15 protein-coding genes are annotated in these 15,087 nt (G+C 45.3%); 6 read left to right on the top strand and 9 right to left on the bottom strand.

Annotated features, from left to right (window positions below; genetic code table 11):
• Positions 1-45 precede the first annotated feature (45 nt).
• The 4 genes from AB3351_RS13300 to hemY all read left to right on the top strand — a co-directional run bounded on the left by AB3351_RS13300 (position 46) and on the right by hemY (position 4,409).
• Complete coding sequence (locus tag AB3351_RS13300) at positions 46-858, top strand: M15 family metallopeptidase (RefSeq protein ID WP_371147618.1); 813 nt, start codon at positions 46-48, stop codon at positions 856-858.
• Between the two features lie 90 nt (positions 859-948).
• Entirely contained in the window at positions 949-1,986 is a 1,038-nt protein-coding gene (gene hemE / locus AB3351_RS13295; RefSeq protein WP_371147617.1) for a uroporphyrinogen decarboxylase, read from the top strand.
• A gap of 46 nt (positions 1,987-2,032) precedes the next feature.
• On the top strand, positions 2,033-2,968 hold the full coding sequence (gene hemH / locus AB3351_RS13290; RefSeq protein ID WP_371147616.1) for a ferrochelatase: 936 nt from the start codon (positions 2,033-2,035) through the stop codon (positions 2,966-2,968).
• A gap of 7 nt (positions 2,969-2,975) precedes the next feature.
• The gene (hemY, locus tag AB3351_RS13285) at positions 2,976-4,409 is read left to right on the top strand and encodes a protoporphyrinogen oxidase (protein ID WP_371147615.1); all 1,434 of its coding nucleotides are present in this window, start codon (positions 2,976-2,978) and stop codon (positions 4,407-4,409) included.
• A 57-nt stretch (positions 4,410-4,466) separates the two neighbouring features.
• On the opposite strand, the gene AB3351_RS13280 is transcribed toward hemY, so the two are convergent.
• The 5 genes from AB3351_RS13280 to AB3351_RS13260 all read right to left on the bottom strand — a co-directional run bounded on the left by AB3351_RS13280 (position 4,467) and on the right by AB3351_RS13260 (position 8,969).
• Positions 4,467-4,658 (bottom strand): small, acid-soluble spore protein, alpha/beta type, encoded by a 192-nt coding sequence (locus tag AB3351_RS13280; RefSeq protein ID WP_371147614.1) that lies wholly within the window; start codon positions 4,656-4,658, stop codon positions 4,467-4,469.
• Between the two features lie 114 nt (positions 4,659-4,772).
• On the bottom strand, positions 4,773-5,489 hold the full coding sequence (locus AB3351_RS13275) for a hypothetical protein (protein WP_371147613.1): 717 nt from the start codon (positions 5,487-5,489) through the stop codon (positions 4,773-4,775).
• 195 nt (positions 5,490-5,684) lie between these two features.
• Entirely contained in the window at positions 5,685-7,109 is a 1,425-nt protein-coding gene (gene aspA, locus AB3351_RS13270) for an aspartate ammonia-lyase (protein WP_371147612.1), read from the bottom strand.
• 43 nt (positions 7,110-7,152) lie between these two features.
• Positions 7,153-8,469, bottom strand: coding sequence for an anaerobic C4-dicarboxylate transporter family protein (locus tag AB3351_RS13265; protein WP_371147611.1), 1,317 nt, complete (start codon positions 8,467-8,469; stop codon positions 7,153-7,155).
• Between the two features lie 239 nt (positions 8,470-8,708).
• Positions 8,709-8,969, bottom strand: coding sequence for a hypothetical protein (locus AB3351_RS13260; RefSeq protein WP_371147610.1), 261 nt, complete (start codon positions 8,967-8,969; stop codon positions 8,709-8,711).
• 266 nt (positions 8,970-9,235) lie between these two features.
• On the opposite strand from AB3351_RS13260, the gene AB3351_RS13255 reads away from it, so the two are divergent.
• Positions 9,236-9,466, top strand: a complete 231-nt coding sequence (locus tag AB3351_RS13255; protein WP_371147609.1) for a hypothetical protein — start codon at positions 9,236-9,238, stop codon at positions 9,464-9,466.
• 35 nt (positions 9,467-9,501) lie between these two features.
• On the opposite strand, the gene AB3351_RS13250 is transcribed toward AB3351_RS13255, so the two are convergent.
• Positions 9,502-10,083, bottom strand: a complete 582-nt coding sequence (locus AB3351_RS13250; protein ID WP_371147608.1) for a PilZ domain-containing protein — start codon at positions 10,081-10,083, stop codon at positions 9,502-9,504.
• Positions 10,084-10,267: 184 nt separating this feature from the next.
• On the bottom strand, positions 10,268-11,338 hold the full coding sequence (locus tag AB3351_RS13245) for an acyltransferase (RefSeq protein ID WP_371147607.1): 1,071 nt from the start codon (positions 11,336-11,338) through the stop codon (positions 10,268-10,270).
• A gap of 405 nt (positions 11,339-11,743) precedes the next feature.
• Between AB3351_RS13245 and AB3351_RS13240 the strand changes: the two genes are divergently transcribed.
• Entirely contained in the window at positions 11,744-11,941 is a 198-nt protein-coding gene (locus AB3351_RS13240) for a hypothetical protein (protein WP_371147606.1), read from the top strand.
• Positions 11,942-12,015: 74 nt separating this feature from the next.
• Here AB3351_RS13240 and AB3351_RS13235 read toward each other — a convergent pair whose 3' ends face one another.
• Together AB3351_RS13235 and AB3351_RS13230 are read right to left on the bottom strand one after the other, a co-directional pair.
• Entirely contained in the window at positions 12,016-13,431 is a 1,416-nt protein-coding gene (locus AB3351_RS13235) for a hypothetical protein (RefSeq protein ID WP_371147605.1), read from the bottom strand.
• Positions 13,432-13,456: 25 nt separating this feature from the next.
• Positions 13,457-15,022 carry a long-chain-fatty-acid--CoA ligase gene (locus tag AB3351_RS13230; protein ID WP_371147604.1) on the bottom strand — a complete coding sequence of 522 codons (1,566 nt, stop codon included), beginning with the start codon at positions 15,020-15,022 and terminating at the stop codon, positions 13,457-13,459.
• Positions 15,023-15,087: the final 65 nt, after the last annotated feature.

The raw sequence follows: 15,087 nt of genomic DNA, 5'->3' as shown, positions 1-15,087 counted from the left end.
CTGTGTCATACTGTAAAGAGTTATTGAAGAGAAAAGAGGGTAAACGTGTTGAGAAAACAGAAAAAATGGCTGACTGCGTTCCTGCTTTCCGCATCTGTTGCGACCGGCTGTTCAACTATGCCGACGGATCAAAAGCCTGCGGAGAATCCTAGTACGAACCAGCCCGCCAATCAGGAGAGCCAGGAGAAACCCGCTAAGCAAGAACAAGCAGAAAGCAAGAAACCAGAAGCTCGCGCAGCTCTTTCTGCTACCATTGCTCCGGGCAAAGACGGCGTAATGGAAGTAACGAACATGCATGATATATTGGTGGTCGTCAATAAAAAGCGCAATCTCAAAGCCGAGTATGAACCAACGGACCTTGTACAGCCCAATGTGCCATTTTCTTTTGAGGGAAAAAGCCCGAAGAAGTTAATGCGTAAAGAAGCGGCGCAAGCATTAGAGAGCTTATTTGCACAAGCAAAGCAAGAAAACATTGCCATTCTAGGACAATCCGCATATCGCAGCTACCAAACACAGGAATCGATCTTCAAGCGCCTGAGCCAAAAATACGGTAGTAAAGAGGAAGCTAATAAAGTCAGTGCCTATCCAGGGCAAAGCGAACACCAGACCGGCCTTGCGATTGACATTACAAGCAAACGCGTCGGCTATACGCTTGAAGAAAACTTCGGGGAGACACCGGAAGGGAAATGGCTTGCTGAAAATGCGGCCGCACACGGATTTATCATCCGTTACCAAAAAGGAAAGGAAGATATTACGGGATATTCCTATGAGCCGTGGCACATCCGTTACGTAGGCAAAGAGATCGCACAAGAAATCGTACAACGCGGCATTACGCTTGAAGAGTACTTGTCACAATAACTCCTTATCTTTGGCAAGCAAGTTATGCTATCGTACAATAGGGAAGGTTTTTATCGTTTTTATGTTTATGGAGAGGAAAGGTGTGGCAAAATGAGCACAAAGCCCTTTAATGATAATTTCTTAAGAGCCTGTCGTGGCGAAGCCCACACGCATGTACCTGTATGGTATATGCGACAAGCAGGTCGTTACCAGGCGGAATACCGTAAAATTCGTGAAAAATATTCACTTTTTGAAATTACCCATCGCCCAGAAGTATGCGCGGAAGTGACCATGCTGCCGATTCAGCAATTGGATGTTGATGCAGCTATTTTATTTGCGGATATTATGACACCAATGCCTGCCATGGGTGTAAACGTTGAGATTAAATCCAATATCGGGCCGGTCATCGACAATCCGATCACAACTAAAGAAGATGTTGAGAAATTGCAACCGCTTCAACCGCAAGAAGACGTTCCATATATTCTTGATACGATTACACTGCTGCGCGAACAGCTTTCAGTACCGCTTATCGGTTTTGCAGGGGCTCCGTTTACATTGGCGAGTTATCTAATTGAAGGCGGACCATCACGCAACTATTATAAAACAAAAGCCTTTATGCATTCTAATCCGGAAGCATGGCACCTGCTGATGGACAAGCTTGGTGAGATGACCATTACGTATCTACAAGCACAGATTCGGGCAGGTGCACAGGCGGTGCAGGTATTCGATTCCTGGGTTGGCGCATTGAATGCACAGGATTACAGAACATTTGTCGCGCCTATTATGAATCGCATCTTCTCCGCACTAGAGGAAGAGAGCGCACCGAAAATTATGTTTGGTGTTGGAGCAGGCCATCTGCTGCAGGAGTGGAATCAGCTTCCGCTTGACGTAATCGGTCTCGATTGGAGAACAAGCATTACTTCTGCCCGCAAACAAGGGGTAACCCGTACTGTTCAGGGTAATCTTGATCCGGGTCTGCTCTTGGCCGACTGGCCTGAGCTTGAGAAAAAAGCAAAGGAAATTCTTGATGAAGGCATGGAGACACCGGGCTTCATCTTCAATCTCGGCCACGGCGTATATCCGCAGGTAAAAGTAGAAACGATGCAGCGTCTGACTGCATTTATTCACGAATATTCTTCTAAAAAATAACAACTGGCAACCAGTGTGACATTCTCATAAAAAACGGGGTATGAACATGACAGACAAACGCATGGGACTTCTCGTGATGGCGTATGGCACGCCACGGAGCACCGAAGAGATCGAGCCCTATTATACGCACATTCGACGCGGACGCAAACCGACACCTGAACTGCTTCAAGATCTGATGGACCGCTATGAGAAAATTGGCGGCATCTCTCCTCTCTCCCGCATTACGGAAGAGCAGGCGGCTGCACTTGAAGCGATGCTGAATCGGATGCAGAACGAATATGAATTTAAAGCATATCTTGGCTTGAAGCATATTACGCCTTTTATTGAAGACGGAGTGCAGCAGATGCAGCAGGATGGGATAGAAGAAGCGGTTAGTATTGTGCTGGCTCCCCACTTCTCTACATTCAGTGCCAAGTCGTATAATAGCCGCGCACTTGAAGAAAGCAAGAAAATAGGCGGTCCGATCATCCACTCAATTGACAGTTGGCATGAGGAACCCGCTTTTCTACGGTATTGGACAGAGCGGTTGAAAGAAACGTACGCGCTCATTCCGACAGAGGAGAAGGATAAAGCGATTGCCATCTTCTCTGCGCATAGTCTACCGGAGAAGATCAGCCAAATGAACGATCCATATCCAGAGCAAATTGCAAGCAATGCCCGAACTATAGCTGAAATGGCCAATATCCCCCACTATACAACCGCTTGGCAGAGCGCAGGACGCACGCCAGAGCCGTGGCTTGGACCGGATGTGCTGGATAAAATGCGCGAGCTTCACGAACAAGGCTATACAACCATGGTGTTCTGTCCGATTGGTTTTGTCTCTGACCATCTCGAAGTGTTGTATGATAATGATCAGGAATGTAAGAATCTTGCAGATGAACTGGGTGTCCGTTATCTGCGCCCGCCTATGCCGAATGCAAACGAAACATTTATCGAAGGGCTGGCATCTGCCGTTCTTGCGAAGCTAGAAGAAAGAAAGTGATGAACATATGAGCACGCAAGCTTTGACAGTCGCAATCGTCGGCGGTGGGATTACCGGGCTGACGGCTGCGTATTACCTTCAAAAAGCGATTCGTGAACAGAAGTTGGGCATCAATTATGTCGTACTTGAAGCAGCCGATCGTCTCGGCGGTCAAGTACAGACAGAATACACGAATGGATTCGTCATTGAGCGAGGACCCGATTCCTTTCTTGCACGCAAAACAAGCGCTTCCCGCCTAGCTAAAGAGGTAGGACTCGAAGGAGACCTGGTACGCAATCAGACAGGACAGTCCTATATTCTAAACAACGATCATCTTTATCCGATTCCAGGCGGTTCCATTATGGGGATTCCCACCAAGCTAGCACCGTTCGTAACCACGTCTCTGTTCTCTCCTGTGGGCAAATTACGCGCTGCACTTGATTTGGTGCTGCCGCGCGGCGGAAACGGAGAAGAGGATCGCTCCTTGGGCGAGTTTTTCCGTCATCGTCTCGGTGATGAAGTGGTAGAGAATTTAATTGAGCCGTTGCTGTCGGGCGTATATGCGGGTAACATCGATGATTTAAGCCTCATGTCTACCTTCCCGCAGTTTTATCATGTAGAACGCAAATACCGCAGCCTCATCCTTGGAATGCGTTCTTCTACACCAAAGCAGCCAAAAGCCGCAGGGGACAAAAAGTCACCCAGCGCGTTTTTAACATTTAAAAATGGCCTTCAATCGTTGGTGGAAGCCATTGAGAAACGATTAGACCCTAGCTGCGTCCGTAAAAACACCGCTGTGGAGCATATCGATAAAACTGAAGAAGGCTATGCGCTTCGGTTATCTGACGGTAGCGTTATAGCCGCAGATAGCATCATTATGACAACACCGGCACAGGTCACCAGCCAAGCATTGTCCGATTACTCATTTATCAAATTGCTTGAAGAGATGCCCACCACATCGGTAGCTACTGTTGGACTCGGATTTTCTGAATCAGCCATTAAGCAGGACATTAATGGTACAGGCTTTATCGTATCGCGCAATGCAAACTACAGCATGACAGCTTGTACGTGGCTGCATAAGAAGTGGCCGCATACTACACCGAAGGGGAAAGCATTGCTGCGTTGCTTTGTAGGACGTGCAGGAGAAGAAGAAATTGTATATCAATCAGATGAAGACATTATTCAAGCTGTCATCAGTGATTTGAATAAAATCATGAAAATCGAGCAAAAACCTGAGTTTTATCACATTACCCGCTGGAAACAAATTCGTCCACAATATGTGGTCGGTCATCAACAGCGAATAGCAAAGCTTGAATCTGAAATGCACGCTCAATTACCGGGTATCTTTCTTGCAGGTGCTCCTTATCACGGAGCTGGATTACCGGATTGCATGGATCAGGGAGAAGCGGCTGTAAAAGAGGCGCTTGCCTTCCTGCGTATTCCTGAATTGATTACACAATAACGACACTAAGCGGCAGACCTTGCATCTGCCGCTTTTTTGTATGATCCATATATATTTTTATTTGCCGCTGAGCTGCTGCTGCGACATTTGTACCAAACGCTTTGTAATCTCGCCCCCTACTGAACCGTTTGAACGGGATTGCGTATCAGCGCCGAGCTGTACGCCAAATTCAGATGCGATCTCATATTTATATTGGTCAAGCAGCTGTGCCGCCTGTGGAATAAGCAGTTTATTTTTGCTCTGTGCCATGATTATTCACCTCCTCGTTGTATATCGTTAGTGTGTGTTCGAGGAGGTATTTTATGAAGTCAACATGTTTCCAAGGTTAGAAAACTGGGGTAAAAACGCATCGTTTCAACAGCATTAATCGTCATCCTCTTTATCGTCATCTTTATCTTTATCTTTATCTTTCTTCTTATCTTTTCCATGGCCTTTGTGCTTTCCATTGTCTTCATGCTTCTGCTTCGGTTTATCCTTTTCTTTACTATTTTTCTTTTTCGCTTCTTTTTCATGCGCCAGCACCTTGGCAATGTCACGCTCGCCCTTTTCATCAAGCGCTTCAATAAGCCCATCTAACGAAGCTCCGGAAGCAACCAAACGTTCAATTTTGGCAATTTGTTCTGGCGTCAACCCTGTATTAGTAAGTTCTCTTCGTGTCGCCTCCTGCATCCGCTCATCTGCGCCCTCATCCGATGACGATTTTACTGCTGTAACCGTCGATGGAGCAGATGATTGCGCGATATCTGTACCACCTTGTGTTGATCTGGATACAGGCTGTGCGGAAGCTGTTGCACGATTCGTTTTCTCCTGTTCAGATAAAAACTCATCTAGCGTCTTATCAAGCGGAACACGCTCAATAGACTGCGCTGCATGCACTTGTCCTTCTGCGGTCTGATTAGGAATAGGATTGGCTGTAACTTTGTGTATATCCTTCGCTTCTGCAACGGCTGTAGCCGGTGTTTTCACTGCATTCTCTGCCTGTTCTCCTTCTTTCAACGAGGCAGCCAGCACAGGTGTGCCAATAACTCCGAAGATAATTAACCCCAGTATTCCTTTTTGTTTGGCCGTATATGTCTTCATCTCGGTTCCTTTCTGTTCCTTCTTTCTACGGTGCTTTATATCATTCGTGACGCCCCCCGTTTTTCTGTTCGGAACTTTTTTCTTTTTTTACACCATTTTCTATGATCATAAACCGTATGTGACGCATTACTATTTAGTATCTACATGAAAAAAGAGAGAGCCTATGGCCCCCCCTTTCATCGCATGCAATATGGATTAATCTTTAAACAACAGCGAAGCACCGGAAATGCCAGGATCAGTCATCTCATACGGATCAAGGATCAAATCCAGTTCTTCTTCCGTCAATACATTGTAATACAGGCAGAGTTCACGTACCGATTTGCCGGTAAGAATCGCTTCACGGGCGATCCGAGCGGCTGTCTCATAACCAAGATGCGGATTGACGGCCGTAATAACGCCTACGCTCTTCTCCACATATTCTTTGAGACGCTCTTCATTGGCTGTAATGCCTTCCACACAATATTCACGGAAGACACGGAAGCCGTTATTCATAATGCTGATGGATTGCAGCAGGTTAAAGACAAGAACCGGCTCCATTACATTCAGCTCAAGCTGACCCGCTTCAGAAGCAAGACAAATGGTGTTGTCATTGCCGATAACCTGGAACGCGATCTGGTTAATCACCTCTGCCATAACCGGATTCACTTTGCCCGGCATGATAGAAGAGCCCGGCTGGCGAGCAGGCAGTGTGATTTCGGTAAGTCCTACACGCGGACCTGACGCCATGAGGCGCAGATCATTCGCCACCTTGGACATATTCATCATACATACTTTCAATGCGGCGGATACTTCTGTATATGCATCCGTATTCTGTGTTGCATCCACCAGATGCTCTGCTCCTACAATCGGGAAGCCGCTGATTTCAGCTAAATGCTTCACAACACTCTTAATATAGCGCGGGTCCGCATTCAGACCTGTTCCGACAGCCGTTGCACCCATATTAACCTCATATAGGTGTTGGCGGGATTGCTTGATGCGCTTCATATCACGATCTAACACACGACGGTATGCTTCGAACTCTTGTCCAAGCCGAATTGGTACAGCGTCCTGAAGATGGGTACGACCCATTTTTACGATATGATCGAATTCTTTCGCTTTTTTCGCAAAAGCATCATGCAGCTCCTGCATTGTGACCAGCAGCTTGTCAAGCATCGACAATGTTGACAGATGAATTGCGGTTGGGAAGGCATCATTGGTTGACTGTGCCATATTCACATGCGTATTCGGGCTTAACTGAAAATAATTTCCCTTTGTTTCCCCGATAATCTCAAGTCCCCGGTTCGCAATGACTTCATTGGTATTCATATTGATGGACGTTCCGGCGCCCCCTTGAATTGGATCGACGATGAATTGATCATGCAGCTTGCCTTCAATAATCTCCTGAGCTGCCTCTACGATCGCGTTTCCAAGCCGTGCATTCAACTGACCTGTCTCCATATTGGCAAGTGCAGCCGCTTTTTTGACGATAGCCATTGCTACAATCAGCGAATCGTGGATACGATAACCCGTAATCGGGAAGTTCTCCACCGCCCGCATTGTCTGCACACCATAATAAGCTTCAAGCGGAACTTCTTTTTCGCCTAGAAAATCTTTCTCTACACGATATTGTTTGTCTTTCATGTCCGGTAACATCTCCTATTACGTAATATAAAGCATCTAAAATTTAGAAAAGAAACTGAATCAGCAAAAAACCTAGTACCACAGCAGATACGGTAGAGACAAGCCCCGGAATCATGAAGCTATGATTTAAGATGTACTTTCCGATGCGTGTCGTACCCGTGCGGTCAAAATTGATTGCTGCGATTATCGTACCATAATTCGGAATGAAGAAGTAGCCATTTACTGCCGGAAACATAGCAATCAGCGAATACGGCGGAATACCGAGTGCAATACCAAGCGGCATTAGAGCACGTACGGTTGCAGCCTGACTGTATAAAAGAATGGACAACACGAACAGCGCAAACGCAAATAACCAAGGAGCACTTGTCACCATTCCTTTAATCGAACCACTTAACAACTCCATATTACCTGCAAAGAACGTATCCCCCATCCAGGCAATACCGAAAATCCCGATGACAGCCTGTGCTCCTGCAATAAATACATTTCCTTTTACCACATCGTCAACATTTACTTTGCCCAATAAAATAATCAGTGCAGCTGTTGTCAGCATAACAATCTCGATAGCGACCGGCATCGCCATACGCTCCATCTTTCCATCCACATTCCATGCAGGACGAAGTTCAGGAAAGGTGCCGAGCAGCACAACAACAAACGCAGCAGCAAGAAATAGGAATACAGATGTCTTCGCCGCCTTATTCACAGTATGATGCTCCACATGCTCGGTAACCGGTGGGACAAGTCCCTGCTCCACACGATCTAAATACTCTGAATCATCATCTAGGTTTTTGCCCATCCGACTCGCAGCTACGGCTCCGATCATACAGCCAAGGAAAGTAGCTGGAATACTTACCATTAGGATATCGATTAGTTGAATATTATATCCACCAAGCATCCCTAATAAAGCTACTGTCGCAGCCGAAATTGGACTTGCTGTAATGGCCTGCTGCGAAGCAATAACAGCTATGGACATCGGACGCTCGGGACGAACGCCAGACTCCCGTGCTACTTCAGCGATAACAGGCAAAACCGAATACGCTACATGCCCTGTCCCAGCACAAAATGTAAATAAATACGTAACGATTGGTCCCATAAATGTAATACGGTCCGGATTTCGACGCAGCATTCTCTCAGCAACCTGAACGAGATAATCCATACCACCTGCAGCTTGCAGTGCGCCTGCTGCCGTAATAACAGCAACAATCATCAGCATTACATCAATAGGTGGAGTAGTTGGCTGCAATTGAAATCCGAAAGTCAAAATTGCAAGGCCGACACCTCCCATAACCCCAAGGCCTACTCCTCCGAGACGCGCACCAATGAAGATGCAGACAAGCACGACAAGGAACTCAAGCCAGAACATAATAATCACTCCATCATTATGATAAAATTACAAAAATAAAAACAGAGAATGAAAGCAAGAAAATCCATGTATTTCCTACTTCGTCCTCATTATACTACCCCCTTTCTTTTACACATGAATCACTTGTTACTATAACGTGAACACGTTTTTTTTCATAAAAATCAAAATAATAATGGCTCATTCACGCCCCAAAAAATAAAAACCTGCCCTTTCTTCAGGCAGGTTGAATTGATTTCTTCTTATTTTGTTATCGGCATCTGCTTCTGCGTTGCCGTGATTGGTTTGTCAATCGGTTTGTCTCCAGCTGTTTCATTATACTGCTGAACTTTAACCGCACCGAATGCGAATACGCTAAAGAAAACAGCGGCAAATAAGAGGCCGAACAAGCTATTCAACAGACTGCCCCTTCTCGTAAAAATAGCCAAAAGCGAGAGCAGCGAAAAACCAAGGAACACAATCATACAGAAAAACCCCATTAAACTAACTGGTCCCCAGAGCATCTGTACCACCCCTTCTCCATCATGCCAATCATAATTTACACATCTCCACGTATCAAATGCAATATTGTAAGACAATTGTCTTATTCGTCTATCTCTATAATTCAATTATAGGTATTTTTACACAACAAACAATAGGTCTAGCTGAGAAAAAAGTGGAATTTCTTCGAATAAACAAGCATAGACTCTTCGCTACGTTGCACTTTTCCGATACAATGAAGGTGCTAACCTGAGACCTTGAGTAAGCGAACATAAGGAGGAACTAACTGTTGGAACTCGCGCAATGCATTCGGGATGTTCACGCAAGAGCAGCCGAAGATTATGTAGAGATAATCTCCGCCCCCCTGTTATTTAAGAAAGGCCATATCTATCCTGTATTTAAAGATGAAGCCAACAACTGGCTGACAACAGATGAAGAAGGATTTCAGCATATTGTAGCTTCAGGGGTTGAGCGCATACTCGAAGACTATTGGTTCTCCCGCCATTTTACACTGCTCTGAGAGTATCACAACTTCTTTCCCTGCCTATCTTATCCTCAGTATATTGTCGCTGCGCCCTTTAGCAACTGCCTTAGTAATACATAGCGGCGCAGCTCATTAAAATCCGTTTTTGTAATCGACATAATCTCGCAGCCATATCGGTATCCATCATCAGCCAGCTTTTCATGCCGGATGATTGTCTTGGTTTTAATGGATAAATCCGGTGCATCAAATAACAAATAATAGGAGTGATTGACTTTTAATGGCTCATGGGAAGCAAACCCGAATCCCTGAATACTCAAATCGAGCACTTGAATCCGAAGGTCAGGCGGGATTTCATAGATTTTCTCGCTCACATAATCATTGATAAATGCTGTTAAATCGACGCCAACCCGCGGCCATTTGCGGCGGTTATTCGGAAAATTCATCTCAAATAAGGGAATGAATAAGCTGATATGCTGCTCTTCTTTTTTGATAATTTTCACTGAAAATTTCTTTCCCTGATAAAAAAGAGCAACCATATCCCCTACTTTATATATATCGGGATTTTTTACTTCCAAGCTTAGAAGCTCTCCCTCTGTCGTTTCCATTTTACCGAGGTCCAATTTCCCTTTGTATTCAAATTGCACAATTTCCATGACTTTCACCCTACCTCACCCAATAAGTATGTATCTACTTATCACTCTATTAGAGAAATTTTACCTTATTATTAGGCTTTTAGAAATGAATCTTTTTTCCTTATGATTTGAATAAATATTGAACATTCCTATAAAAAAGCGAAGAGCCATCATACAGATCTGGTTCCTCGCTTTTATCATTATATTAACTTGATATATGAGACACCTGCGATGTACGCCGCACGCCACCAAGATACGGAGCAAGCGGCGTAAAGCTAATAAGGTACGTTGCTACCATCGTACCTATCGTCACCACAAGAAACAGAAGAACAAGCCCCATATTCGTTCCAAAAAATGCTGTAAGGCCCAGCTCTTTAGACAGAAAAGCAGTCAATACAAACGGGTGAAGTAAAAAAATCAAAAACGATTGTTGCGAAAGCCAATCTACCCATACGCTTATTTTCCCGCGCAATTCTTTTGCTTTGATTGCGACACTATAAAAGAAAAAATAGGAGGCAAAGCAATACAGCAGTACGGTAGGCTTTATGGATGAATCAAATGTCCCGCTCCATTTACTATCTATAAGCAGTAATAGAAAGGTCAGCACGTACAATAAGCCAAGCCGCCCCTTCTTCCCGCTAATCCAAGGCTCCCACTTTTCTCTGCGCTGCGCCAGATACATCCCCATCGAAAAATAGAAGATCCACAGCGGCAGCATAATTACATAAGGAACCGTAAGACGCGGCACCTTCCATATGCCCAGAGAATGAAAATAAAGGATGAATTCTGCCGTCAGCGTCAGCATGAGCGTCACAGCGAGAAAGCTGCCTGCATGCCTTTTAAGCCATACATAGAGAAGCGGATAAATCAGGTATAGCTGTACCATAATGATTAGGAAATATAAATGCACAAAACCTGTACCGTATAATAAATGATCACCAAGGGAAGAAAGAAACGTCCCGTATTCCTCAGCAAGCAGCACGTCCCAATGCTTATAGGCGGCATACAGAACCGTCCAGATCACATAAGGGATAAGAATTTTACTAAACCTTCGTTTATAGAAAGAACCATACGGCACACTCGTTTTATTCCGGTCGCTATAATATAACAGAAACCCGGATAAAATAATAAATAAGGGAACCGCATAGCGCATAGCCTGGTTCCAAATATACGCTGTATCGCTTTTCATGACGTATGTTGATGTCGTATGAATGGAAATCACAGAGAGTGCCGCAAACGCGCGGAGCCAATCTAACTCATAAATCCGTTGCTTCATCCTATCTAATCCTTTCCTGCTGCAAAACATTGTACGTACCATAAAAACCAGTTTATGTTTCATCATACCATAGATGGCTTCATTCGTATTTTGCTATGATGGCCCCAAGCGTTGCTGCTTTAATAAAAGACAATCCTTCAAGATTTAATTTTGGATTCATTCCCTGTCTTGTACGTCCATCTCTTCCCACTCTCGTATCTAAAACGATTCAAAAGGTAAAAAGTATACAACAAAAAAAGCCGCTCTACAAAAGAACGATGAACCCGCTTTCTTTATGTTAAAATACTGATAAAGAAATCCCGCTGACCACAGCTTCCATATCGCTGCTTTTTGAGATGATTTTGAAGAAACTTTTTTGTATGCTCATACGTATGAAAGGTATGTATCCAATAAGGAGGAAATAGCATGATTAAACTATTGCTTGGAGGCATCATCTTCATTGTGTTGCTTGTACTCGTATTCGGTCTCCTGCTTGTTGGCGGATTGGCAAAGGGCGCTCGCAAACTTATGGGCAGAGGACGCGGCGGCTACTCTACCCGTTCCTATGGACACAGGCACTATAAGAAGCATAAATATTCTAGCATGAGCTTTTTCAGCAGCTAATAAGTGCAGGCAGACTGCCCGATAAATAGTCAAGCCCCTGTTTTTCTTTCTTGAAAAACAGGGGCTTATCCTATCTATTCAGCTCTTTCCACTCTTGTTTCTTCTTCCTCTACTAGAGCAATATCCGGTGCCTGGCGGCTCGCTGTCCAGTCTTTTTCAAGCAAGAGCCAGAGTACAACACCGATGCCAAGTCCCCAGGCGGCACCTTTTGTTGCGAGAACGGCTCCAATCAGCACTGCGATCCCTTTCTGCAAGTTCCCTTCATCCTTAAGAATCTCCATAGCCAAATATCCACATAGATAACCTTGTATCAGCATGGTCAGTGCCATACCGATGTGTACACCGGGCTGGAACAATGAAACAATAGGCCCTAACAGAAGCGCAATGCTCATCCCCCAGAAAATCCCTGTCGCACCACCCCAATAGCTATCTACTTGACCACGGCCGCTATTCATATAGCGATTGAGTACGAGTACCTGTCCGGCCGTCCACTGCGGACCCGATAACGGCAGATACGGCATAAATATGCCTTGAATGAAATTACGCAGAGAGACGATGAGGCTGTTTCTGCTTGGACTAAATGAGATTTTCTCATCTGGTCGTGCTTGGTCCGCGCTTTTTAACAGAGAGCTGACGACCAAAATATCGCCGAACGCAATAATATAGGCCGCAACAGCCAATGGCAGTGCTTTTACAAAATGATCGATCGGGGGAAATCCAATCCCGAATATGCTGTATTTGGCTACAATCTCTCCAATCGGTAACGCGACAAAGCTCCAATCCAACACAGGCATCTTCACTTCGCCAATCAGAATGCCGAATCCGTAGGCCAACGCGAAAGGTATGGCAATCCCAAACTGAGCAATATAACGGAACAAGCTGTACTTTTTACGGAGCGGCTCTGCTGATGTGGAAAACATCATGAAGAAACCGAGCGCAGCACCGACAAGAATCGTTACAGGCATCTTCCATACACGACCCGTTGCTGCAAATTCACCGAGAATGGCAGCCATAGCTGCACCTAATAAGATCCCCGCCTTCAACGACACGGGTACCCGCTTTACCAATGCATCCGCGCCCTTAAACAATCCCATCAACAAAAAGATCAAGGCGACCATAAGCTGCAGCGCAATCAGCGCTTGAATACGTTCATCTCCGGCCGGAAATCCATTCAAAAATCCGACGTACAGCGGGATTCCGGCTGTAATCCATCCGGCAATGGCGGGGTCTCCAAAATGCGTATGAATCAAGTACATAAAGTTGTTGATGATCACAAAAGCAATGGCCAGCTCAAACGGTATGCCCAACGTATCCATCATGATAGCCGTAACGCCCATTGGCACTACACAAAGAATCGCCCCTTGAATCCAATCTGGGTATTCGATTCCATAATGGACAAACGGCAGCCGTACCTTCCACCTACCTAGTGCCGCTGGCTGTTCCGCACCATCTTCACGCCTCTTTCCGAAATATCCGCGCATTGCATTCATGCCCCCGCTTCCTATTCATTTGTGTTTACAGCACTTCCTTGATCTGCTTCTCTAACACGAACTTTTGAATTTTACCGCTCGGCGTTTTTGGTAGCGCTTCCACAAAATGATACGCACGTGGCCGTTTATATTTGGCAAGGCGGCCCCCCTGCAGAAGAAAGGCATCAAGTTCTTCTCCTGTTACCGTACTAGTTGGCTTTATAACAATGTATGCTGTTACAATCTGGCCCCATGTCGGATCCGGCTTGCCGATGACTGCCGCCTCCAATACCTCTGGATGTTCGACTAACTGATCCTCCACTTCTCTTGGATAAATGTTTTCTGCTCCTGACACAATCATATGGTTGAGCCTGTCATGAATCCATATATAGCCGTCTTCATCATAGGATGCCATGTCACCTGTATGGTACCAGCCATAAGCAAGCGCCTCCTCTGTCGCCTCCGGCCGATTGTAGTATTCCTGCATCATGCAGGGTCCTTTAACAATAATCTCGCCAACCTCACCTACTGCGCACTCATCATCCGGATGGGATGGGGTACCATCATCTGCAAGGCGCACAATTTTCACTTCATGTGTAAGAATGGCTTTGCCCGCGGCCCCAGCTCGCGATAATTGTTCATCTGCATGCAGCACTGCCATAACCGGTCCCATCTCTGTCGTACCGTACATCTGTACAAGATCCGCTCCCACTTTTTGCTGGAATTGCTGAATCAGTATCGGTGCCATAGACGCGCCACCGTACCCAAGCAGTCGAAGGGAAGAGAGATCATGCGTACCAAACGAAGGATCATGCAGCATCATATTTACCATAGTAGGAGCTGCAAACATATGGGTGACCTGCTCTTTTTCAATCGTTGCTAACACGTCTTCAGCCCGGAAGGAGTGAAGAAGCACATTGGTTGCACCGACATGCAGCCGCGGCAGAAACGATGTATGAAGTTCTGCGGTATGATTAAGCGGTGCTGCGGTAAGCCCAATGTCATTTTTGGTTAGACCCATGCACTGCATCATCAAAAAGTTATGATGAACCATATCTCGATGCTTATGCAGCACCCCTTTGGGACGCCCCGTCGTTCCACTTGTATACATCATGATATACAAATCATCTTCTGTTACGGCAACCTGTGGTCTACGATTTTCTCCTTGCTTCATCCACTCATAAAACGATGCATCACCATCCGGTACCGATTCATCAACATATACATATTGAGCTACCTGTGTCCCTAATTCACGCGCCTGCTTTACAACATCCGCTAATGCTGCTTCATACACCAACACCTGACTATTCGCATCGTTTACGATATACTGAAGCTCATAAGCGGTAAGTCGATAATTAATCGGATTGAATACCGCACCGATTTTGGCTGCCGCAAATAAGGTAACAACGAATTCGCTTGTATTGTACAAAAAAGCAGATACAACATCTCCTTTGCGTATTCCCTTATTCCACAACATACTCGCAAATCGATTTACATTCTCATCCAATTGCTTAAATGTCCATTCCTGTTCTTTACGTCGATACACAAGTCCTGCTTTCTCTGGATAATTACGTGCTGCCCATTCGACGAGATCTCCCACCGTCATGCTCATTCCATCACCTCTATATCATTAATTGTCATTGTAACTGAATATCACCTTATATTCTAACTTTTGCA

The sequence above is a fragment of the Aneurinibacillus sp. REN35 genome (genome assembly GCF_041379945.2).
In the GTDB taxonomy this organism is placed as follows: Bacteria; Bacillota; Bacilli; order Aneurinibacillales; family Aneurinibacillaceae; genus Aneurinibacillus.
The sequence above is the reverse complement of the archived record's forward strand: the minus strand, read 5'-3'. Positions and strand labels throughout refer to the sequence as shown.

Bases quoted from the DNA above. Each gene is read 5' to 3' on its own strand.
- hemE (WP_371147617.1), top strand. From the start codon at position 949: ATGAGCACAAAGCCCTTTAATGATAATTTCTTAAGAGCCTGTCGTGGC.
- hemH (WP_371147616.1), top strand. From the start codon at position 2,033: ATGACAGACAAACGCATGGGACTTCTCGTGATGGCGTATGGCACGCCA.
- hemY (WP_371147615.1), top strand. From the start codon at position 2,976: ATGAGCACGCAAGCTTTGACAGTCGCAATCGTCGGCGGTGGGATTACC.
- AB3351_RS13280 (WP_371147614.1), bottom strand. From the start codon at position 4,658: ATGGCACAGAGCAAAAATAAACTGCTTATTCCACAGGCGGCACAGCTG.
- AB3351_RS13275 (WP_371147613.1), bottom strand. From the start codon at position 5,489: ATGAAGACATATACGGCCAAACAAAAAGGAATACTGGGGTTAATTATC.
- aspA (WP_371147612.1), bottom strand. From the start codon at position 7,109: ATGAAAGACAAACAATATCGTGTAGAGAAAGATTTTCTAGGCGAAAAA.
- AB3351_RS13265 (WP_371147611.1), bottom strand. From the start codon at position 8,469: ATGTTCTGGCTTGAGTTCCTTGTCGTGCTTGTCTGCATCTTCATTGGT.
- AB3351_RS13260 (WP_371147610.1), bottom strand. From the start codon at position 8,969: ATGCTCTGGGGACCAGTTAGTTTAATGGGGTTTTTCTGTATGATTGTG.
- AB3351_RS13250 (WP_371147608.1), bottom strand. From the start codon at position 10,083: ATGGAAATTGTGCAATTTGAATACAAAGGGAAATTGGACCTCGGTAAA.
- AB3351_RS13245 (WP_371147607.1), bottom strand. From the start codon at position 11,338: ATGAAGCAACGGATTTATGAGTTAGATTGGCTCCGCGCGTTTGCGGCA.
- AB3351_RS13240 (WP_371147606.1), top strand. From the start codon at position 11,744: ATGATTAAACTATTGCTTGGAGGCATCATCTTCATTGTGTTGCTTGTA.
- AB3351_RS13235 (WP_371147605.1), bottom strand. From the start codon at position 13,431: ATGAATGCAATGCGCGGATATTTCGGAAAGAGGCGTGAAGATGGTGCG.
- AB3351_RS13230 (WP_371147604.1), bottom strand. From the start codon at position 15,022: ATGAGCATGACGGTGGGAGATCTCGTCGAATGGGCAGCACGTAATTAT.